The 21022-nt window shown below is 68.8% G+C and carries 19 protein-coding genes; 5 read left to right on the forward strand and 14 right to left on the reverse strand.

Annotated elements, in window-relative coordinates:
* Positions 1–24: 24 nt before the first annotated feature.
* The 5 genes from ACOCEP_RS34925 to ACOCEP_RS34945 all read right to left on the reverse strand — a co-directional run bounded on the left by ACOCEP_RS34925 (position 25) and on the right by ACOCEP_RS34945 (position 6871).
* Positions 25–2565 (reverse strand): cation-translocating P-type ATPase, encoded by a 2541-nt coding sequence (locus ACOCEP_RS34925; protein WP_482333721.1) that lies wholly within the window; start codon positions 2563–2565, stop codon positions 25–27.
* Complete coding sequence (locus ACOCEP_RS34930) at positions 2562–3464, reverse strand: universal stress protein (RefSeq protein ID WP_482333722.1); 903 nt, start codon at positions 3462–3464, stop codon at positions 2562–2564. Before ACOCEP_RS34930 ends, ACOCEP_RS34925 begins: the two co-directional genes overlap by 4 nt.
* A 101-nt stretch (positions 3465–3565) precedes the next feature.
* Positions 3566–4084: a GNAT family N-acetyltransferase gene (locus tag ACOCEP_RS34935; RefSeq protein WP_482333724.1), complete on the reverse strand. Its 519-nt coding sequence runs from the start codon at positions 4082–4084 to the stop codon at positions 3566–3568.
* A gap of 408 nt (positions 4085–4492) precedes the next feature.
* A complete protein-coding gene (locus ACOCEP_RS34940) occupies positions 4493–5866 on the reverse strand; it encodes an MBL fold metallo-hydrolase RNA specificity domain-containing protein (RefSeq protein ID WP_482333726.1) in 1374 nt (457 codons plus the stop codon).
* Between the two features lie 24 nt (positions 5867–5890).
* Positions 5891–6871, reverse strand: a complete 981-nt coding sequence (locus ACOCEP_RS34945) for an Acg family FMN-binding oxidoreductase (protein WP_482333728.1) — start codon at positions 6869–6871, stop codon at positions 5891–5893.
* 218 nt (positions 6872–7089) lie between these two features.
* Between ACOCEP_RS34945 and ACOCEP_RS34950 the strand changes: the two genes are divergently transcribed.
* Positions 7090–7752, forward strand: a complete 663-nt coding sequence (locus ACOCEP_RS34950) for a response regulator transcription factor (RefSeq protein ID WP_073843813.1) — start codon at positions 7090–7092, stop codon at positions 7750–7752.
* Here ACOCEP_RS34950 and ACOCEP_RS34955 read toward each other — a convergent pair.
* The 4 genes from ACOCEP_RS34955 to ACOCEP_RS34970 all read right to left on the reverse strand — a co-directional run bounded on the left by ACOCEP_RS34955 (position 7749) and on the right by ACOCEP_RS34970 (position 13330).
* Entirely contained in the window at positions 7749–9470 is a 1722-nt protein-coding gene (locus ACOCEP_RS34955; RefSeq protein ID WP_482333731.1) for a sensor histidine kinase, read from the reverse strand. The two genes, ACOCEP_RS34950 and ACOCEP_RS34955, sit on opposite strands and share 4 nt — an antisense overlap.
* 95 nt (positions 9471–9565) lie before the next feature.
* Positions 9566–10558 (reverse strand): nitroreductase family protein, encoded by a 993-nt coding sequence (locus ACOCEP_RS34960; protein ID WP_482333733.1) that lies wholly within the window; start codon positions 10556–10558, stop codon positions 9566–9568.
* Entirely contained in the window at positions 10542–12209 is a 1668-nt protein-coding gene (locus ACOCEP_RS34965) for a SulP family inorganic anion transporter (RefSeq protein WP_073843819.1), read from the reverse strand. Before ACOCEP_RS34965 ends, ACOCEP_RS34960 begins: the two co-directional genes overlap by 17 nt.
* Entirely contained in the window at positions 12206–13330 is a 1125-nt protein-coding gene (locus ACOCEP_RS34970; RefSeq protein WP_482333735.1) for a lycopene cyclase family protein, read from the reverse strand. Before ACOCEP_RS34970 ends, ACOCEP_RS34965 begins: the two co-directional genes overlap by 4 nt.
* A 148-nt stretch (positions 13331–13478) precedes the next feature.
* On the opposite strand from ACOCEP_RS34970, the gene ACOCEP_RS34975 reads away from it, so the two are divergent.
* From ACOCEP_RS34975 to ACOCEP_RS34990, 4 genes are all read left to right on the forward strand, one after another.
* A complete protein-coding gene (locus tag ACOCEP_RS34975; RefSeq protein ID WP_482333736.1) occupies positions 13479–14381 on the forward strand; it encodes a universal stress protein in 903 nt (300 codons plus the stop codon).
* A 17-nt stretch (positions 14382–14398) separates the two neighbouring features.
* Positions 14399–15064 (forward strand): CBS domain-containing protein, encoded by a 666-nt coding sequence (locus ACOCEP_RS34980; protein WP_482333738.1) that lies wholly within the window; start codon positions 14399–14401, stop codon positions 15062–15064.
* A gap of 150 nt (positions 15065–15214) precedes the next feature.
* Positions 15215–15637, forward strand: a complete 423-nt coding sequence (locus tag ACOCEP_RS34985) for a hypothetical protein (RefSeq protein WP_482333741.1) — start codon at positions 15215–15217, stop codon at positions 15635–15637.
* 43 nt (positions 15638–15680) lie between these two features.
* Positions 15681–16265 (forward strand): hypothetical protein, encoded by a 585-nt coding sequence (locus ACOCEP_RS34990; RefSeq protein ID WP_482333744.1) that lies wholly within the window; start codon positions 15681–15683, stop codon positions 16263–16265.
* A gap of 55 nt (positions 16266–16320) precedes the next feature.
* Here the strand turns inward: ACOCEP_RS34990 and ACOCEP_RS34995 are convergent, their stop codons facing one another.
* Genes ACOCEP_RS34995 through ACOCEP_RS35015 form a run of 5 tightly spaced genes read right to left on the reverse strand, consistent with a single transcriptional unit; the run spans position 16321 to position 20812 of the window.
* Positions 16321–18726 (reverse strand): bifunctional acetate--CoA ligase family protein/GNAT family N-acetyltransferase, encoded by a 2406-nt coding sequence (locus tag ACOCEP_RS34995; protein ID WP_482333746.1) that lies wholly within the window; start codon positions 18724–18726, stop codon positions 16321–16323.
* Entirely contained in the window at positions 18723–19298 is a 576-nt protein-coding gene (locus ACOCEP_RS35000; protein ID WP_482333748.1) for a CBS domain-containing protein, read from the reverse strand. The genes ACOCEP_RS34995 and ACOCEP_RS35000 overlap by 4 nt, the downstream gene beginning before the upstream one ends.
* A 26-nt stretch (positions 19299–19324) precedes the next feature.
* On the reverse strand, positions 19325–19702 hold the full coding sequence (locus tag ACOCEP_RS35005; RefSeq protein WP_482333750.1) for a hypothetical protein: 378 nt from the start codon (positions 19700–19702) through the stop codon (positions 19325–19327).
* Positions 19699–20280, reverse strand: a complete 582-nt coding sequence (locus ACOCEP_RS35010; protein ID WP_482333751.1) for an Rv1733c family protein — start codon at positions 20278–20280, stop codon at positions 19699–19701. The genes ACOCEP_RS35005 and ACOCEP_RS35010 overlap by 4 nt, the downstream gene beginning before the upstream one ends.
* A gap of 25 nt (positions 20281–20305) precedes the next feature.
* Positions 20306–20812: a universal stress protein gene (locus ACOCEP_RS35015; RefSeq protein ID WP_482333752.1), complete on the reverse strand. Its 507-nt coding sequence runs from the start codon at positions 20810–20812 to the stop codon at positions 20306–20308.
* Positions 20813–21022: the final 210 nt, after the last annotated feature.

Consider the following 21022-nt stretch of genomic DNA (forward strand, 5'->3'; position numbering starts at 1 on the left):
TGCAATCGCTCTCTGACACGCCGGTCACGACCGGGCACGAACGGCCTTGTGGACGGTGTCGGCGAGCAGGACGACCGGGACGGTGGCGAAGGCCAGCACCCAGCCGAGCGGGCTCGGCGTGGTACCACCGAGTAGCCCGGGCAGCGGCGGCATGAGCAGGAACGCGGCCAGCATCGCGAGCTCGAAGACGATCGCGAACCACAGCAAGGGATTTCCCCGCAAGCCGATCCTGCCGACCCAGCGTGACTCACTCCGGCAGGCGAAGGCGTTCGCGAGCTGGCCGAGCACGATCGCGGTGAAGGCGGTACCGGACGCGGTCGCGAGCAGCGCGGTGTCGGGCACCTCGCCGAACCACCATCCGCCACCCAGCAGCACCACCAGGAACGCCGCCATGGACGCCAGCGCCTCGGCCGGGCCGAGCACTCCGAAGGCGCGGCGCACCAGCTTGCCGTCGATCAGGGAGCCGCCCTTCACGGGCCCCTCCATCGTGCGCCGGTTCGGCGGCTCCGCGCCGAGCGCGACCGCCGGGAGGAGGTCGGTGCCGATGTCGAGCGCCAGAACCTGCAGAACGGTGATGGCCAGCGGGATCTGCCCGCCCGCGAGCGCCCATACGACGAACGGCGTGAGCTCGGCTACGTTGTCGGTCAGGTGGTAGGTGAGAAAGCGCCGGATGTTCACGAACGTCGCGCGACCGAGTTCGACGGCGGCCACGATGGTGCCGAAATGATCGTCGAGAAGGACGAGATCGGCCGCCTCCCTCGCGACGTCACTGCCCGATGCCCCCATCGCGACACCGATGTCGGCCGTGCGCAAGGCAGGCCCGTCGTTGACGCCGTCTCCGGTCATCGCCACGACGTGCCCGCGAGCCTGGAGGACCTTCGCGATCCGGAGCTTCTCCTCCGGGGCGACCCTGGCGACCACCACACCGTCGACATCGAGCAGCCTGCCGAGCGCCTCGTCGTCGGCAGGCAGGTCCTTGCCTTCCAGCACAAGCCGGTCCGGCCCGAGCAGCCCGACTTCCGCGGCGATGGCCGCCGCCGTCCCCGGATGGTCGCCGGTCACCATCGCCAGGCGGATCCCGGCACGACGGCAGGACGCGATCGCGGCGCCGACGTCGGGCCGGGGCGGGTCCTCCAGCCCGACGAGGCCGAGCAGAGTCAGCCCGCCCTGCTCCTCCTGTGCGGCCGGTTCGGCGTGGCGCGCCACCGCGAGCACCCGCAGACCCGCCCTGCTGAACGCGGCGATGGCTTCGTCCGCACCGGAAACCTCCGCGCACAATGGCAGGACGGTGTCCGGCGCGCCCGAGACATGGAGGCCGTCGACGTCCACGACCGAGGACCGGCGCCGGCGCGGATCGAACGGCCGCCGTCCGGCCGGCGGCGGAGCGGCGGTGACTCCGGCACGTGCGGCGAGGACGTGCAGCGCCACCTCCATCGGGTCGCCTACCGGCCGCCACCCGTTCGCCTCTTCGACGGCGTGCGCGTCCGGAGAGCACCGTGCCGCGGAATCCGCGAGCGCCGCCGCCGCCCGCACCGCCGCCGGAGAGCCGGTGAGCTCGCCGACCGGCCGGTATCCCGTACCGTCGACCTCGACGGTCCCGGACGGCGTCCACACCCGGACGACGGACATTTCGTTACGGGTCAACGTGCCCGTCTTGTCGGTGCAGATGAACGTGGTCGCCCCCAGCGTCTCCACGGATTCGAGCCGGCGTACCAGGGCGTTGCGGCCGGCCATCTTCTGCGCCGCCCGCGCCAGCGACAGCGTCACGGTCGGCAGCAGCCCCTCCGGGACGAGCGCGACCGTCACGCCGATCGCGAGGAGGAAGCTCTCCGTTCCCGCGCGGCCGAGACCGAGGGCGGCGGCGAAGAACACGCAGCCGACCGCGACCGCCATCAGGGCCACGATCCGCACCACGCGGTGCAACTGCCTGGCCAGCGGACTCCTCGGCCGCACCGCGCTCGCGGTCACCGCCGAGATTCCGGCGAGGCGGGAGCGGGCGCCGGTGGCCGTCACGATCGCGACGCCGTGTCCTTCGGTGACATACGTCCCGGCGAAAACGGATCCGCCGATCTCCGGCCGCACGGGGCTGCTTTCGCCGGTCAGCATCGACTCGTCCACCGAGAGCAGGCCGCATTCGGCGAGTTCCCCGTCTGCGCACACCCGGTCCCCTGCTTCGAGCAGGACCACGTCGCCCACGACCAGGTCCGCCGCGTCCACGACGACCGCACGCCCGTCCCGGCGCACCGTCGCGCGCACCGGCAGCAGATCCCGCAACCGCTCCGCGGCACGGTCCGCGCGGTACTCCTGGGCGAACGAGAACGCACCGTTGAGCACCACGACCACGACGATCGCGATCGACAGCGCAGGCATCCCGGCGAGCAACGCCAGCCCCGCCGCCGCCCACAGCATCAACGCGAAGAAATGGACCATCTGCCCCGCCAGCGTCAGCAACGGATTCCGCTGTTTCGCGGCGGGAAGGGTATTCGGTCCGTCCCGGCGAAGCGCGGTCGCCGCTTCGTCCGCCGTGAGACCCGCCGCTCCCCGGACCATGGCGGAACCGGTCACCGGCCCGCTGCCTCGCGGGCCACGATCACCGGGCACAACGCGTAGGACATCACCGCTTGGCTGGTCGAACCGAGGAGCATCCCGGCGACGCCGCCGCGGCCGCGGCTGCCCACGATCAGCAATTGCGCCCGGTCGGCGTGCTCGAGCAGTTTGTCGGCGGGACGACCTCGCACCACCTCCCGGTGCACACGCACGTCGGGGTACTTCTCCCGCCAGCCCGCCAGCCGTTCGGCGAGGACCTCGTTCGCGCTCTCCTCGATCTCGGCCCGCTCCAGGCTCCAGTGCGTCTCCTCGAAGACCGCCGAAAGGAATGCGTCGTCCCAGCAATGCAAGGCGACCAGTTCGGTCTGCCGCCAGGACGCTTCCTCGAAGGCGAGTGCGAGGGCGGCTTCGCTGGTCCTTGTCCCGTCGACGCCGACGACGACCGGTCCGTCCTGCGGCGCTTCGGCTTCCGCGACGTGCGGGCGGATCAGCGCGACGGGGCACGCCGCTCGTGCTGCCAGCGCGATGGACACCGATCCGACCAGTACCCGGCCCAGGGGACGCAGCCCTTCGGTCCCCAGCACGAGCAGGTCCGCGTTCTCGGCGGCGTCCTTCAGCGCTTGCACCGGGCGCTCGTGCCGCAACAGGAGGGAGACGTGGAGATCCGGGGCGATCTCCCGGGCGGCATCACGGGCCTGCCGCAGGAGGCGATGTCCGCGCATCCTGATCATTTCCGCGAGGTTCTCCCGGGTCGGCATCGGCCTCGGATGATTCAGCGACTCGTCGTCGATCGCGTGTACCAGCGCGAGTTCCGCGTGGCGGCGGCGCGCCTGATCCGCCGCCCAACGGACGGCCCTGACAGCGGACTCCGAGCCGTCGATACCGACGACGACCCGATGTCCGGAATTCTCCGGCATAGCGGTTCACCCCATCCTGATTTCGGCAACTGCCTTGGACATTAAGAACCGGCACGGGAAGAAGGCAGCGGCATTCGTAACCGGGTTACGGGACCTTCGACCTATAAGTCCATTGTGGATGTTTGGGGCGGCAGCCGGACCGCCGCGTCCGCGAGGCCGTCCGTGATCACTCGTCGCGCCCCCGCAGAGTCGAGCAGGTCGGCGACGGCGCGGTTGTCGGCGAGGTAGGTGGCGGCGAACTCGCTGAACCCGTGCCGCGACGCCGCTTCCGCCAGCATGGTGACCAAAGCCGTCGCCAGCCCTGCCCGGCGCCAACCAGGCTTCACCGCGACCGCGATCTCCGCGATCCCTGGCTGGATCGTCGCCTCGTACCGCGCTATCGCCACGCCCTTGCCGACCTCGTCACGAGCGACGAGAGCGTAGCGGCGATCGAAATCGAGCTCGGTCAGGTGTGCCAGCAAGCGCGGTGTCACCTTCGGAGGCGGCCCGCAGAACCGGCGGTACAGCGTCTCCCGATCCGCTTCGGCGAGCGCCTCACCGAGTTCTTCTGCGTCGCCCGGACTCACCCGGGTCACGAAGACGATCCGGCCATCGCGCAGGCGCACCGGCTGTTCGTCCATCGGCTCAGCGTAGGAACGCGGGCTTGTGCGGCGATACGGCCGAAGAGATCGTGCCAGCGGGACCAACGTCCCTCTTCTTCCGGCCGGCCGTCGACCGACGTCGGAACACTTTTCCGAGGTATTCAGGGCAGACGGCGCATTCCTGATGGTCCACAAAGGACTAAAGTAGTCGACGGTGTCCCTTGCGGGCACTTTGCACAGGTGTCGTGAGGGGTAACGAGCGCTCTAGCCAAGGGTGTCTTGGCTACCTGCTGGCCTCCGGCTGCTGCCGGTCTCAGGCTCCAGTCGGGTCTGGAGGTGTGTCGCGAAAGCCACTTTCGCAACCTTCAACGTTGCGAAAGTGGCTTTCGCAACCTCCGGTCAAGGTCGGCACCCGGCAAGACCACGGCGAGCAAGAAACGCCCCCACTCAGATCAGGACCCGCTCCCGATCACGGGGAACGACAGCCTGCCAGTCATGCTCGGCACGAAGCCGTTCGGCGACCGCCGCCGACGCCTCGGGCTCGCCGTGCACGAGATAGGTGGTCTTCGGCGCCGCTCCCGCGCCGGCCCACCGCACCAGCTCGTCCGCGTCGGCATGGGCGCTGAAGGCGTCGAGCTGGGCCACGTCCGCGCGGACCGTGGTGTACCGGCCGTGGATCTTGATCTGCCTCGCTCCGTTCGCGAGGCTGCGCGCGCGGGTTCCTGGGGCGGCGTAGCCGACTATCAGCACGGTGTGGCGGTGATCGGGCAGCATGTGTTCCAGGTGATGCAGTACCCGGCCACCGCTCGCCATCCCCGACGCGGAGATGATGATCGAAGGCATCCTCGGCGCGTTGACCCGCATGGATTCCTCCACGGTCCGCAGCTCGGTCAACGAAGGCGGGGTCAGCGGATCGTGCCCGGCCAGTTCGGGCCGGATCTCCGGCCAGTGGTCGCGGAACGCCTCGCGGTACACCCTCAGCGCCGCCAAGGCCATCGGGCTGTCCACGTACACCGGCAGCTCGGGGATGGTGCGCGACCGCATCAGTTTCGCGAGTGCGGCCAGCACCACTTCGGTCCGGTCGACGGCGAACGCCGGGATGAGCACACTGCCGCCGCGCCTGGCCGTTCGCCGGATGGTTTCGCCGAGTCGGTCCATGGCATCGATGTCGTGGTGAACGCGCGAGCCGTAGGTCGATTCGAGCACCAGCGCGTCGCAGGGAGGCCGCGGTGAAGGCGGACGTAGGAGACTGTGCGCCGGACGGCCGAGGTCGCCGCTGAAGACGACGTCGCGCCCGTCGGACCGCAACTGTGCCCAGGCGGAGCCGAGGATGTGGCCGGCTTGCCCGAAACGCAGTGTCATGTCCTTGCCCACCGTCGTCTCGGCGCCGTAGTCGAGTTCTTCGAGCAGTCCGATCGCCTTCCGCGCGTCGCCCGCGTCGTACAGGGGTAAGGCCGGCCGGTGCTTGGACCAGCCGTACTTGTTGGCGTGCGCGGCTTCCTCGGTCATGAGGTGGGCGCTGTCCTCCAGCACGATCGGCACGAGCGCCGCGGTGCCCGGCGTCGCGTACACCGGTCCGCGCCAGCCGGATCGCACCAGGACCGGCAGGTACCCGCAGTGGTCCAGGTGGGCATGAGTGATCACCACGGCGTCGACGTCGGTCAAGGCACGCGGCAGCGGTGCCCAGTTCCGGCGGCGCAGGTCGCTGAGCCCCTGGAAGAGGCCGCAGTCGACCAGGACGCGGGATCCGGGTGTTTCCAGCAGGTACTTGCTGCCGGTGACGGTTCCGGCTCCGCCATGGAAGGTCAGCGCGATGGTCACGATGCCACCTTTCTCGTGAGGAGCTCAGAAGCCGTTTCCGAGGATTTCGTCGACGGCGCGGCTCGGGCTCGGCGGTACCGGCCCGGTGGGGTAACCGAAGCGCATGACGGCCTGCGGAAACCCGGGAAGTTCCAGATCCTCCGCCAACGCGGAACGGACTTCGGGCAGGTGCAACGGCTGGGTCAGGACAGAACCGGCCAGACCGTCGTCGACCGCTTCGAGCCAGGTGTCCTGTAGCGCGTGTCCCGCGTGCAGGTGGTCAAATCGGCTGTCGTCGATGGTGAGGAAGACGAGCAAGGTCTCGCCGGCGAGGCGACGCTGGAGAACTCGGCGATCCGGAAGAGCCGTCCCTGGACGGACCAGCCCCGCCCAGGGAAGCGATCCGGCGGGTAGCGTACTCGCGGCCAGTCCGACGCCATGGCGGTGATACTGCTCGTCGTGGATGGTCCACAAGGCCAGTTCGCGCTGGTACGCCAAGTCGTGCTGATACGCCCCGGCGGCGAATTCGAGCAGATCCGCGACCCGGGAGAGTTCCAGCTCGTCGTAAATCAGCCTGGCTTCGACCCCGCTCTCGGTCGCGGCGGCGATCAGGTCGCCGATCTTCTCCCGGGAGACTCGCCTGCCTGAGAAGGGGTGGCGGTAGCTTCCTCGCCGGGCGATCGCCGAGTACCGGTGCAGGTCGACATCGGATGGCGCCGAACGCCCCGTGGTCTCGATCGCGGCGACGAGGTCCGGCTCGCCGTTCTCCGGGAACATCCGCGTCGTCAGGTCGTAGCCGAGAACCCGGACCGCGAGTTCCACGTTCGCGAGGGCGGCACCGCACGAGATGAGCCGGTCTCGGCCCCGGGTGTCGTGTTCGGGCAGGGCAACGTCACGGCGCTCGCGCAGGAGAAGCCGGCCGCCGTCGAGTTCCAGTCGCCACGGCTGGGTGTTGTGCACGGAGGGCGCCCGCAGCAACGTCCTCGCCAGTACCTCGGTCTCGGCCCTCGTCCACCCGTTCGCCATGTGTCCCGTCCTCAGTCGTCATGAACTCGAGTTCCACGGTGCACCTGTCCCGCGAGGACCGAGCAGGTACCGAGGGCATCGATCACCGGGACCAAATACCCGGCGCGGGTCCCACTAGGGTCCAAAGTCCCGGTTCGTTGGGACGTCTAGGTGGCTGTATCGGCCGAACTACACGGGTACCGTCGGTTGAGATGCCGGGACCCCGCAGGAGGGACGAGATGACGACCAAGGTGTTCCTCGTGGATGACCACGAGATCGTCCGGCGAGGGCTGGCGGATCTGCTCGGGAACGAACCCGACATCGAAATCGCCGGCGAGGCCGCGTCCGTCGCCGAAGCACTCGCCCGTGTCCCCCAAAGCGATGCGGACATCGCCGTGCTCGACGTGCGGCTCCCCGACGGGACCGGCATCGAGCTCTGCCGGGATCTGCTGTCCACCGAGCCGGAGCTACGGTGCCTGATGCTCACCTCGTACGCCGACGACGAGGCACTCTTCACCGCCATCATGGCCGGCGCTTCGGGATTCGTCCTCAAACAGGTGCTCGGCAACGACCTCGTCTCGGCCATCCGCACGATCGCGAGTGGCGGCTCACTGCTCGACAGCCGGACCACCGCCGCGCTGATGAACCGCATCCGGCGTGAGCGCGACCAGAACGATCCGACCGCCGCCCTGTCCGAGCAGGAACGAACCGTGTTCGACCTGATCGGCGAAGGCCTGACCAACCGCGAGATCGGTGAGCGGATGTTCCTCGCGGAAAAGACCGTGAAGAACTATGTCTCCCGGATCCTGGCCAAGCTCGGCATCCAGCGCCGGACGCAGGCCGCGGTCCTCGCGACCGAACTCAAGAGGACCGCGGCGCCCCCGGTATTCGGTGACGGCTAGACCAGCGGAACACGCCAGAGCACCCGTGCGCCACCACCGTCACGGTCGCCGAACTCGGCTTCGCCACCACACCTCTCCGCCCGGTCGGCGAGGTTCGACAGACCACTTCGCCTGCCCTCGTGCGAGATACCGATGCCGTTGTCGGCGACCTCGATGGTCAGCTCACGGTCGGCCTCCACACTGATCGTGATCTCGTCGGCGCCGGAATGCCGGACGGCGTTGCTCAGCGCCTCGCGGACCACTGCCTCGGCATGTTCGTGCAGCGTCTGCGGCACGAGTGTGTCGACGGCCCCGGCGATCCGGACCGAAGGGGTGAGCGTGCTCTCGGTCGTCAGCTCCGTGACGGCGTCGAGCAGCCGGCGACGCAAGCTCTTCGAGGCGTCCGAGCCCGAGGTGTGCAGGTCGAAGATGGACGTCCTGATCTCGCGGACCGTGCGATCCAGTTGCTCCACCGCCTGCGTCACCCTGTCCCGCGCGAACGCGTCGGGTACTCGCGGCACGATGCTCTGCAAGCTCATGCCGGTCGCGAACATCCGCTGGATGACGTGGTCGTGCAGGTCCTGCGCGATCCGGTCCCGGTCGGCGAGAACGTCCAGCAGCCGCTGATTTCGCTGTTTCTCACCGAACTCCAACGCGACCGCGGCCTGGTCGGCGAACGACGACAGCATGGGAAGCTGATCGGCCTTGTATTGGGCGGAGCCCTTGTCCCTCCCCGAGATGAGGACCCCTCCGACACCGGAAGCGCTGTTCAACGGGATTACGGCGGCCGGTCCGAGACCCTCGAAAGCGGGCTCGGCCTGACCGGAGGAGACCGTACCCAGGTCAGGGACGAGACTGGGCTGACCGGAATCGAGCACCTGGTCGATGGCCGGATGCCCACCCGCCAGCGACGCACCCTCCAGAGCGGTCTTCCGCTCCCCTGTGAAGACGCTCACCGTCAACGGCTGCCCGACTTCGGTGGCGAGGAGAATCAGCACCTGGTCGGCGGCGGAGATTTCGCGGACCCTGGCGGCGATCAGGTTCAGCGTGTCGGTGACCGAAGCGCCCCCGAGGAGTTCGCCGTTGACCTCCGCGACCGCTTCCAGCCAGCGTTCCCTCGTCCGTGATCGTTCGAACAGCCGGGCGTTGTCGATCGCGACCCCGGCGGCCGCGGCGAGTGCTTGCAGGACGACCTCGTCATCGGCGGTGAATTCGGCGGCGCCCCGCTTCTCCGTCAGGTACAGATTGCCGAAGACCTCGTCCCGGACGCGGACCGGGACACCCAGGAAGCTGTGCATCGGCGGATGGTTCGCCGGGAACCCGACCGAGGCCGGATGCTGGGACAGATCCTGGACCCGGACGGGATGAGGCTCCGCGATGAGCAGTCCGAGCAGGCCGCGGCCTTCGGGCAAGTGGCCCATATGCGACCGGGTTTCCGCGTCGATGCCCTCGTAGACGAACTCCGAAAGCCCGTCCTCGTCACCGAGCACACCGAGCGCGCCGTACCGGGCGTCGACCAGCTCGACCGCCGCCTGCACGATTCTCTGCAGGGTCGAGTCGAGTTCCAGCCCGGTGGCCACGGCCAGGACCGCGTCGAGCAGGCCTTGAAGCCGATCCCGGGTCTTGACGATCTCGGACAGGCGCTCCTGGACCTCGTGCAGCAGTTCGTCGAGCCGCAGCCCGGTCAAGACCGCCGCGCTCGGTGGCGTCTCGTCGGCCGAAGCTCGCTCCGACGGCATCCGATCACTCCTCAGGTCGGCGCAGTGGCAGGTCTCCCTCGCCCGGACGGCTCCAGCGTTTCATCACCGGCCGCCTCTGCCAAGTCACGCGACCGTCAGGACGGACGGTGATCGTCCGGATGCCGCAAGACCTCCCCGAGCCGGCGGCGGGCGGCGTGCCGAACCGGCCCGTCCGGATAGCCGAGCCGCATGATGAGCTGAGGGTGTCCCGGTAGGTTCAGTTCCTCGGTCATCCGCTCCCGGACGGGTTCCTCGTGCAGCAGCTGGGTCAGTACCGACGCGGCCAGGCCCCCGTCGACGGCCGCGAGCCAGGAGCGTTGCATGGCCACTCCCGTGGTGAGGTGGCCGGTGCGATCGTCATCCTTCGCGCAGAAGATCAAGATGGTCTCCGCGTCCAGCCTGCACACGAGGGTCCGGACGTCGGAGATCAGGCTGGTCCGGCGAACCAGGCCTGCCCACGGAAGGCCCGCCTTGTCGTAGCCAGGCCGGAGCAGGCCGTCACCGACACCATCGGACCGCCACTCCCCTGTCCATTCCTCGAGCTCTCGCTGGAGGCCGCCGCGGCCCTGAATCGTTCGAGAAGCCTGCTCGAGCAAGACTGCGAGGATGCCTTTGTCACCGGCGCTCAGGACCCGGCAGCCGACTCCGGGTGGCAGCTGCCCGATGACCGGTGCGAGCATCGATGACGCCACCGGGATCGCGGCGAACGGGCGGCGGTGACTCCGCCTCCGCGAGATGGCGGCGTACGCGTGCAGCTCGCGGTCGGACGGTGGCTCACGGCCCGAGGTGGTCACGACGGCGACCAGCGGTTCCGGCCCCGGAGGCATCTCCACGTCGGTGGCCCACCCCAGTACCCGGACAGCCAGTACGAGGTTGCCCAAGGCCGCTCCACAGGAGATGAGCCGGTCGCGACCGGTCGGGTCGTGCTCGGGCAAGGAGAGATCGGTCCGTTCACTCAGCTCCGCGCGCATACCGGGCAGGTTCAGCGACCATGGCTGGATGTTGTGCACCGACGGCGCACGGATGACGGCTCGGGCCAGGATCTCGACCTCGCTCCCGGACCACATGCGCTCATCCTGGTTCGGCATGTGCCTTCCCCCTCTCACGGAACGCTTCGACGACACTGGGCAGCGTCGGGTAAAGCGACCCGGAACCGATCAGCCCGAGTAGGTCTGCGGCTTTCAGATCTTCTCGTAGCTCCTGTTTCACTCTGGCGAGCGCGAACGTGATCCCGCGGTGACGCAGCTCGTCGCAGATCCCGCGCAAGGCGTCCGCCGCCGTGATGTCGAGTTCGACGTTGGCTTCCGCGTTGAGGACGAACCACTCGACCCGCTTTTCGCCGTCCAGGGCGGCGAGGGCTCGCCGCCGGAAGTCGTCCGCGTTGGCGAAACACAAGGGTGCGTCGTACCGGTAGATCACCAGGCCTGGTTCGGTCGTCGCGTCCGGATAGTCGCCGACATCGTGCATCCCGGGCACTCCCGGCACGAAACCGAGCACCGCGCCGTGCGGCCGCGCCAGCCGGCGCAGAAGATCCAAAATGGACAGGCCGACGGCGGCCAGCACGCCGTAGAGGACGCCCAGTGCGACGACGGCCAGCAAGGTCGACACCGCCAAGAAGAACTCGCTGCGGCGGAACTTCGCGATGCGCCGGAATTCCCGGGGATCGACCAGCTTCAACGCCGCGTAGACGACGATCGCCGCCAACGCCGCCTTGGGAAAACCCGCCAGCAACGGTCCCGCGAAAAGTACCGTCAGCACGACCGTCGCGAGCGCGGTCAGGGAATACAGCTGGGTCCGGGCGCCCATCGCGGATGCCAGCGCGGTCCGGCTGCCGCTCGAACTGACCGGGAACCCGTGCAGGAGTCCCGAGGAGAGATTCGACGCGGCCAGCGCGCGCAGCTCGCGATCGGATTCGACCCGCCCGCCGTGCCTGTCGGCGAAGGCGCGGGCGGTCAGGACGTTGTCGGAAAAGCCGACGAGGGCGATCCCCAGCGCGGGCAGCAGCAGACTCGCCAGGTCAGCACCGTTCACCACGGGGATCTCGGGTACCGGCAGCGAATCCGGAACCGGCCCTACCACTCGGATCCCTTTCTCCGTCAAGGAAAGACCGGTGACGACGGCGGCGGCCAGCAGGATGACGGCCAAGGGTCCGGGAAACCGCGGAAGCCAGTGCTGTACCGCCAGCAGGCAAGCCAAAGCGAGACCGCCGAGGACCACGGTCGGCCAGTGCGGATGCCCGATGTTCTTGACGAACGAACCCAGTTCCGCGAGGACCCCTTCGCCGGTCACGGGGACGCCGGTCAGTTTGCCCAGCTGGCTCACGATCATCAGCACCGCGATCCCCGCCATGTAGCCGGTCAGTACCGGCTTCGACAGCAGGTCGGCCAGCACCCCGAGCCGGGCCGAGGCTCCCAACAGGCACAGGCCGCCGACCATGAGCGCCAGCACTGCCGCGAGCGCTCCGTAGCGGGCAGGATCTCCTGCGGCGAGCGGGCCGAGCGCGACGGCCGTCATCAAGGCGGTCGTCGATTCCGGGCCCACCGAAAGCAGCTTCGACGAGCCCAGCACCGCGTAGACCGCCAAAGGCCCGATCACCGCCCACAGGCCGGCTTCCGGCGGCAGTCCCGCCACCTCCGCGTACGCCATCACCTGCGGCACCAGATACGCGGCGACGGTCACCCCGGCCAAGAGATCACCTCGTAGCCAAGACCGCCGATAGCGGGTGAGGGAGAATCTCATCGATGCCTCCGGCTCACCGCTGAGTACAACGAAGGCGGCAGGCGCGCGAACAGTCTTCCCTCCTGCGGCAGGGAGCTTTCCTCGTCGAGAAATCGCAGTACCGGCTCGGCCGAGGGCCGGTCGAACAACGCCGCGAAGACCCGTTCGAGCTGAGCCGGGTCACGGGCCACGACGTCGAGGAGCGTGGCGTCGAACAACAGATGCCTCGGTTTGGGTTTCGGCAGCTCGAAAGGATGACCGTGGACCACCAACGACCTCGCGATCGCCGCGCTGTCGGCTTGAATGCGTTGGAAGGCATAGCCGGTCGATGCCTTCACCAGGCCGGCTTTGGTCCCGATGGCGAGGATCGAACCGCGTCTGCGGTCGACGGCGGAAGCGGAGAGCGGCAGGGAGGCGGACTCCTCACGGGTGACCGCGTACTCCCGCACGCCGAGAATCGTGGCGAGGTATTCACGTAAAGCGTTTCGCTGCTCCTGGGGATACGCGACACCCCGCGAGCTGGGCGGCGCGAAGGACGTGTGCTCGACCAGTGCTTCATGCGGCCCCCGTGGCAAGACGTAGACGAAGCTCGCGGCGCGGCTCTGAGACGTTCGGAAGTCGAAGAAGGTGGGCACGGCCGAGTCGAACGCCGGAGCGGCCGTGCGCACGTGCCAACCGCGGAAGATCAGCCAGCCGTCCACCCGCGCCGGGCCAGGCCGGAGAACACTGTCGAACACCCAATCCGCCCGGAGGGATTCACCGTCCACCAGGACTTCCGCCCCTTGGCCCGCCTGCCGGATCTCGGTGATCCGTCCGCGGCGGAAGACGACATCGCCACGTCTCGCCGCGGCCATGCCGACCGCCGCCGCCAGATCGTCACCACGGACGAAGCGGTATTCGTACCGGCCGAGGCCGACGATCCGGTTACGTCCGGCCGCGTGCACGCGGAACCGATCGAACGTTCGCGACACCGCCTGGTCGAGGATTCCCGGCTCAGCGGACCAGTAGGCCCAACCCGTGGTCGCGAGCTCACGGCTACCGTCGTCCACGACGACGATCGGTCCCGGGGATTCCGGTCGTGCCACCAGGTGTGCCACGAGGCTGAGGCCGCTGAGACCTCCGCCGGCGATGAGGATCGTCATCGATCGAGTGAAGCGGCTCCACGCGCGCACGCACCAGTGACCTGAGGCGCACCCGAGGTCCTCGGAATCCGGGACCAACGGCACCGGACCGCACACGTCCGCCCGCTTAGCTTTGGCCCCGTAGGGACGTGCTGAGCGGAAAGAGCCGATGATGAACCGAACCTTCCGGCTGACCGGGCCGATCATGGTCGGTGCCGACGGATCCACCGGCGCCCGTGCCGCCGCCACCTGGGGCATGCAGGCAGCCGACCACCACGAAACCTCCCTCGAACTCTGGCACGCGCTGGGAATTTCGGACTACTACCTGGGTAGTGTGCCGCCGTCCGATGAGCTCCTGCGCAAGGTCAAGAACCGCGGAGAAACGATTCTCCGCGAAACAGCGGACACCGTGGGCCACGCATACGGCCCCGTCGTCACGACACACCTCTCGGACGACTCCCCCGCCCCGGCGCTGATAGAGGCTTCTGAAACCGCTCGGCTGGTCGTTCTCGGTTCCACCGAGCACAGCCGCTTCACCGCCCTGTTCGGCGGATCGGTGACGACCGCCCTCGCCGGGCACGCGCACTGTCCCGTCGTGTCGGTACGCGGCCGCACCTGGGACCTCCCCGCGGCGTGGAAACAACCCGTCGTGGTCGGCGTCGACGGAAGCCCCTCCGCCGAGGTCGCGATCGCCGCGGCCTTCGACGAGGCGTGCGCCCGGGGAGCGGACCTGGTCGCGGTGCACGCCTGGGAGGACGTCTCGGCTTCCCGGTCCTTCGGTGATCCCGCGGGCAACTACGGCTGGAGTGCCTTCACCGAATCCGCTCGACGGATGCTCACCGAGCAGGTGTCGAAGTTCCGCGACAGCTATCCCGACGTCGAAGTGCACCAGGTGGTCGTGCACGACGAACCCCGCCAGGAACTGCTGCGCTGGAGCGTCAAAGCCCAACTGGTCGTGGTCGGCAGCCGGGGCCGCGGCGGATTCCGCGGTCTCCTGCTCGGCTCGACCGGACAGAGCCTGATCCATCACGCCGCCTGCCCGGTGCTGATCTCCCGCACCGCGGATTCCTGAGAACGAAGGAGCGATCCATGTGCAGCACCGTTTCCGAAGTCATGACCACCGATCCGATCACGGTCGGGCCGGACGCCGGCTACAAACAGATCGCCGCGCTGATGGCGAGGCAGCGGATCAGCGCGGTCCCCATCGTCGACGACTCCGGAGCACCGGTCGGCGTGGTCTCCGAGGCTGACCTCCTGGCCCGGTTTCGCGACCCCCGCCCTGCCTTTTTCGCCGGACATCACGCCAAAGACGAGTCACGCAAAGCGAAGGCCTTGCTCGCCAGGGACCTGATGACCGCACCCGTGGTGACGATCGAAGCAGGCGCCTCCCTCGCCGCCGCGGCGATCCTCCTGGCCAGGAAGCACGTACGACGGCTGTTCGTGGTCGAGGACGCGAAGCTGGTCGGTGTCGTGTCGCGCCGGGACCTGCTGTCCTCGTTCCGGCGTCCCGACGAAGAGATCCGTGGCGAGATCGAACACGACATCCTCGTCGGCACCCTGTGGGTGACACCAGGACAGGCGTCCGTCACGGTCGCCGACGGTGTGGTGACGCTTCTCGGCAGGCTGGACAACCGCGGCGCGGTCGAACGCGCGGGCGCCCTGGCGAGCGAGGTCCCCGGCGTGGTCGACGTCCGGAACCGGCTCGACTTCGTTTGGGACGACGACGTCATCCGGCCCGCTTCCCTCGGCATCTGAGCGGCGGGACCTTCGGCCCGCTCTCGGCGGGATCCGGACGGACCGAAGGGCCGGTTCACCCGGGGCGTCCGCCTCTCCTGAGTCGCCGACGAGCCGAGCACGATGGGAGTACAGGTCAACAACCCGCGGATCGGAAGCGAGGACCCTCCCATGCCGGCCACGAAGAACCAACGGGAACAGGCTCCCCTCGCTCGCTATGCGGATCTGAAGGACCGGCGGCTCGCGATCACCTTGTCACGGGAAGACCTCGAGGAAGAGAAAGATCGAGATCCTCTCGATCGGATCACCTGCCGGACCCATCGCCGTTGGCTGCACCAATGTGTGTCCTCGCCGCTGCACGTCATCGTCGTGACCGGCCACCGCTGGTGCCGCTCCTGCTCTCTCGCGCTCTCCGTCGCGGTCGACGAACTGGCCGGGGACGTCACCTTCTCCTGCCCGGGCTGTGGACGGGCGGCGCCGACGCGGGCGACCCGGCAGCTGATTCGCGCATGCCGCGCGAGTCTCGCCGCGGCGCATGACGATGGCCTCGCGTACCTGGGCCTTTCGACCCCAGAGCAGCCTGCCGTGTCGTAACACACTCGAAGCGATCGTGAAACTGCCAACAGAGGAGAAGTCGATGGCCACCACCGAAAGCGGACACCGGCGCAGCGTTCCCGTCCAGCATCAGGAAGCCCATTCCGGCCGGTCGGCCGGTGCCATGAGCCTCGCCGTGCTCCGTGTCGCCACCGGTCTGCTGTTCCTGTGGGCGTTCGTCGACAAGACCTTCGGCCTCGGCTACGCCACCGCTTCCGGCAACGCCTGGATCAACGGTGGCTCGCCGACGAAGGGCTTCTTGAGCCGGGTCGACGTGGGCCCGTTCGACGAAACCTTGCGCTCTTGGGGCGGAACCTGGTGGGCGGACTGGCTGTTCACGGCCGGTCTGCTCGGCATCGGTCTCGCCGTCACCCTGGGGATCGGGATGCGGATCTCCGCCATCACCGGCACCGTGATGATGCTGCTGATGTGGATCGCCGAATGGCCGCTCGACCGGACGAACGGCGCCGGCGAGCCGACCATGTCGACGAACCCCCTCATCGAGTACCACGTGATTTACGCCCTCGTGCTCATCGCGCTCGCCGCGACCGCCGCCGGAAACACCTGGGGGCTCGGAGAGCGCTGGACTCGACTGTCCTTCGTGGACAGGAACCCTTGGCTCCGGTGACAGTCCGGAAACCGAAGTCCCGGCACCGTTTCCCGGTGCCGGGACTTCGTTCTTCTCACAGCCGGCGAAGGTGGTGATCGGTCCATGGCCGCGGCCGGACGAGCACCCGGACAGCGCCCGCAGTAGCTCCTTCCGCCGACACGAAGACCGGGTCGAGGTCGACGTCGACGACCTCCGGCACCGGCTCCATGATCCGGTCGGTTCGCAGGAGCACGTCGGCGAGCGCGGATCGGTCGAGAGCGCTGTTCCCGCCGAACAGCGTCTTGCTCGCGCGCAGGCTGTCGATGAGCGCTTCGGCGTCGTTGGTGCCGAGCGGCCCCAGGCCGGTCGATCTGTCGTCGAGCAAGGCTCCGTCGATACCGCCGAGCCCCAGGACGACGACCGGACCGAACACGTCGTCGGATTGGCCGCGTACCAGCAGCTCGCGATCACCGAATCGCCGCAGGGTCACCCGGACCCCGAAACAGCCGAGCAGATCCTCACCGTCCTTTCGGGACAACCAGCCACCGCTCGGATGCGCGGAGAGGTATTCGCCCACCAACCGGGTCGCCGTCGCGAGATCGATCCCGGTGAGCCGGGGCAGGCCGCCCTTCCCCGCCTCGAGCCAGCGGGTCCGTTCGGACAGCTTCGCCATGACGGCCGCGGCCTCCTCGACATCGGCGTAGCAAGGAATCCCGCTGTGGGCGGCGACGGACTCCAGCTGGCCGAGCCGCACGGCGAGGACGGTCTTGCTCTCCGGTCGTGCGACCAGCCCGGCCAGCGGATCTCCGACGCCGGTCGGCACGCCGGCGGCGATCACCGCGTCCACACCTTCGTCAGCCAAGACCTCGGTGACGCACGAAGCGAAGATGTCGGCCGTGACCGCGGCGCTCGTGTCCAGCGGGTTGCCCACGCTCGCGTGCTCGGGCAACAGCCGCCGGAGCGTGTCGTGCGTCTTCCGGCTCAGCTCGGGCAGGACCAGACCGTTGCGAACGCAGGCCTCCGCCCCCAGAACCGCCGCACCCCCGGCGTTGCTCACGACGACCACCCGCGGACCCGATGGGAGCGGCTGCCACGAGAGCGCGGCGAGCATGCTGAGGACTTCGGTCACCGTGTCGACGACGAGGACACCGGCCTGGCCGAACAACGCCAGTTTGGTCGCGGCCGGGACCGCTCGCGCGGCCGTGTGCGCGGCCGCGGCCCGCTGTGCCGCCGGGGCGGATGCCCCGCGAATGGCCACAACCGGCTTCTCCCTCGCGAGAGTGCGGGCAAGCCTGCTGAATTTTCGCGGATTGCCGAAGGACTCCAGGTACAGCACCGCGATGTCGGTTTCCCCGTCGCCGCGCCACCACCGCAGGAGATCATTGCCGCTCACGTCGTACTTGTCACCGGCGGACACCAAAGTGGACAGTCCGAGCCCCAGCCCGGCGAGTGCGTCCATCAGCGCGATCCCGAAACCGCCGGACTGCGTCACCACCCCGATCCGGCCTGCCCGCGCGGCACGGCGCGCGAAGGTCGTGTCGAGACGGGTCGCCGGAGCACTGTTGACCACGCCGAAGCAGTTGGGCCCGACCAGCCGGATCCCGTACCGGGCGACGAGTTCGCGGACGCGATGTTCCAGCGGCGTCCCGGTCAGCCCCGCCGTGACGAGCACGATCGAGCGCACACCCGCCCGTCCGCAGTCTTCGACGACGTCGGGAACGGATTCCGCCGGTACGCAGATCACCGCCAGTTCGACCGCGGGATCCAAAGAGGACACCGAGGGGGTACAGGGAACGCCGAGGATCTCCTTGGCGTGCGGGTTCACGGCGTACACGTCGCCGGTATAGCCGGCGGCGAGAAGGTTCCGCAGGATCGCCCTGCCCACCGAGTCGTCACGCCTGCCGGCCCCCACGACGGCTACCGAGGCCGGGGCCAGTACCGCGCGAAGACTCGCCACGTCGGCGAGCCGTTCCCGCTCCTCGACGCGCTCGAGGTATCGGTCGGGCTCGCCGAGCTCGATCTCGACGTCGAGCTCCGGTCCTCCCCTTCCGATGACGTACGGGAGGCCGAGGTCGGAGAACACTTTGATCATCCGGGTGTTCTCCGCGAGCACCAGTGCGACGAAGCGGTGGAGTCCCTGGGCCAGGGCCAAGGACACGAGGTGTTCGAGCAACAGGGTGCCGACCCCATGTGCCTGTACCTCGCGGTCGACGACCAGGGCGACTTCGGCCGCGTCGTCGGCGTCGTCCGCGGACCGTGGGCGGTAATGGGCGATACCGATGAGGTCTTCCCCCCGGAACGCACCGATTCCCGGGCCTTCGATCGCCAACCGGCTCAGCAGATCCAGTCTCCCCGGATGGGCGGTGAAGAAGCGAAGATAGCGGTCGTGCTCGTCCAGCCGCTGATGCAGCTTCAGAACGGCGTCGAAGTCCCCCGCACGCAAGCGGCGGACGGTGACCATGTCGCCGTCCGCCAGCAAGGCACTCGTCCCGGCCGTCATGTCGCCGCCGGATTCCGGGTGACCAGTACGACGGCGACCACGCCCGGCACCGTCCGGGCGAGCGCGTCGAGCACCCGCCGTTCGGCCTCGTCCCGGAATTCACCGGCGATGTTCACGTAACCGCCGTCGACCTCGACAGTCCACTTCGGACGATGTCCGGCGTAGTCGCTGATCAGGCCGTGCACCTGTGCGGCGATCGAGTCGTCGGGCCTGACGAGCGGGCGGAGCAGATCGCGTCTGCTCACCACACCGACCAGCACGCCCTCTTCGACGACCGGCAGGCAACGCAGCCGGTCGGCCAGCATCCGCCTGCCGATCTCCGTGACGTCGGTGGACGGCGAGATCACCTCCACCGGCGTGGACATCAACGCGCCGACCGTGATTCCGTCACCGCCCGCCCGGATTCCCCGCAACGCGTCGAATTCGGTGAATGTCCCCAGCACCCGGCCTTCGTGGTCGACGACCGGAAGACCGGCGTATCCCTTCTCGGTCAGCACTGCCACCGCCTCGCGAAGGGATGTCGCGGGTGTGGTCGCCACCGCCGGGCTGGTCATGATCTCCGAAGCACGCATCGAAACCTCCTTGTGATCGTTCTCGGTCAAGCACGTGAGCGCAGGAATCCCCTGCACGCTTCGAAGAGGTCTTCCGGCGGACAAGCCGTGACGCGGTCTTCGAAACCCGGTGGGACGACCGGACCACCCGTGTCCCGTGCCGTGGTCATCACGACCGGCACCCGCTTCCGCAGCGCGCACACCACGCCGAATTCCCGTGCGGTCAGACCGGGCTCGGCACCGCGGACGTCGACGGCGAGATCCGGCCGGTCCGCTTCGTCCAGCGGACAGGTCCCGCCGGGTGCGAGCGCTCGGCACACCCCGGACCGGACATGGCACGGGCTGACCCGGCACCCCAGGTCCCGCAACGCGGCCGCGATCTCCCGGGACTCGTCGAAGGTGGCTTCTGTCACCAGGATTCTCATCTTTTCTCCTTCCAGGCCAGCTGTTCCCATTCGCGCGCCCACTCGGCGGCACGGCCGCGGCCGAGCCCCGCCCGGCACGCCAGGAAGACCACCGCGACCAGGGTGAGCCAGCCCAGCCACAGCCCCGTGCCGACGCCGATGCCCTGGCTCAGGGCATCGGCGTCGGTGACCGGCGCCTCGACGGGATACCCGCGCGCGTCGAGCCAGATCCGCACCTCGTTCCCGGTCACCATCCCGGCATCGACGGTCACCACGCCTTCACGAATCAGCCCGCCGGGCCCCGTCCAACGGGCGGCGACCTCGACCTTCTCGTCGAGCGGCACACCGTCGAGGCGCACGTGTACGGGCGGGGCGTCGGCGATCAGCACCGCGGTCGTCTCCTGACGGCTCGCCGCTTGTTCCGCCGCGCGCTCCCTTCCTTCGGCGTAGGCCGCGGATCCGGCGGCCGCGGCGAACGGGATCGCCAGCAGAGCCAGCAGGAAGGCGCCGACTTTCAGCGCGGCTTCGAGCCGGTCGGACCAGCGGATGAGCGGGTTTCGCCGCGTGATCACGGTGACGAACTCGGGCCGCGCTTTCATGGCTGTCTCCTGTTTCCGGCTTTGCTCAGAGAATCGGACCGGGCTCGTAGGCAACGGAATTCAGCAGCCGGCCGAGCCTGCCTTCCGGCGCCGCCGCGGGCGGCGGGATCACCACCACCGGGCAGGTCGCGTGCCGCAGGGCCGTCTTGCACACCGAGCCGACCAGCAGTTCACGGATCTTGCCCGTGCCATGGCTGCCCAGCACGAGGAGAGCGGCACCTTTCGAACGCTCGACCAGCGTTTCGCCGGGATCCCCCTGGGCGACGTCGTAGGTGATGTCGAGCCCTTCATGGGCATCGAGGACCTTGGCGGTAGCGGCTTCCAGCGCCTTCAAGTGGACGTCTCTCGCCTCCGCCACGGTCCGGTCGGCCGACGCGTCGTCCAGCATCTCGTCGTGGACCCACACGGTGACCACCTGCAAGGCGGCACCCTGCCTGACCGCTTGGTCGGCCGCCCAGCGCACTGCCGCGGCAGAACCCGCCGAACCGTCCATACCGACGACGATCCGGTTCTCGGTCGCACTGTCCGTCATGACGTTCTTCCCCTCTGTGCCGGTGTTTTCCGAGGTTCTTCGACCACGACGACCATCTGCGGGAATCCGGGGACACCGTCGATGGCGGCGAGCGCTCCGCGGATGGCGGGAGCGTCGAAAGGCTCGGGAAAGCGGTACCCTCCAGGCCGTACTCGGTGGCCGTGAGCAACAATCGCTGCGCGACCGCGCCAGACCGGACGAGCTGTTCAC

The organism is Amycolatopsis sp. CA-211722 (assembly GCF_056828465.1).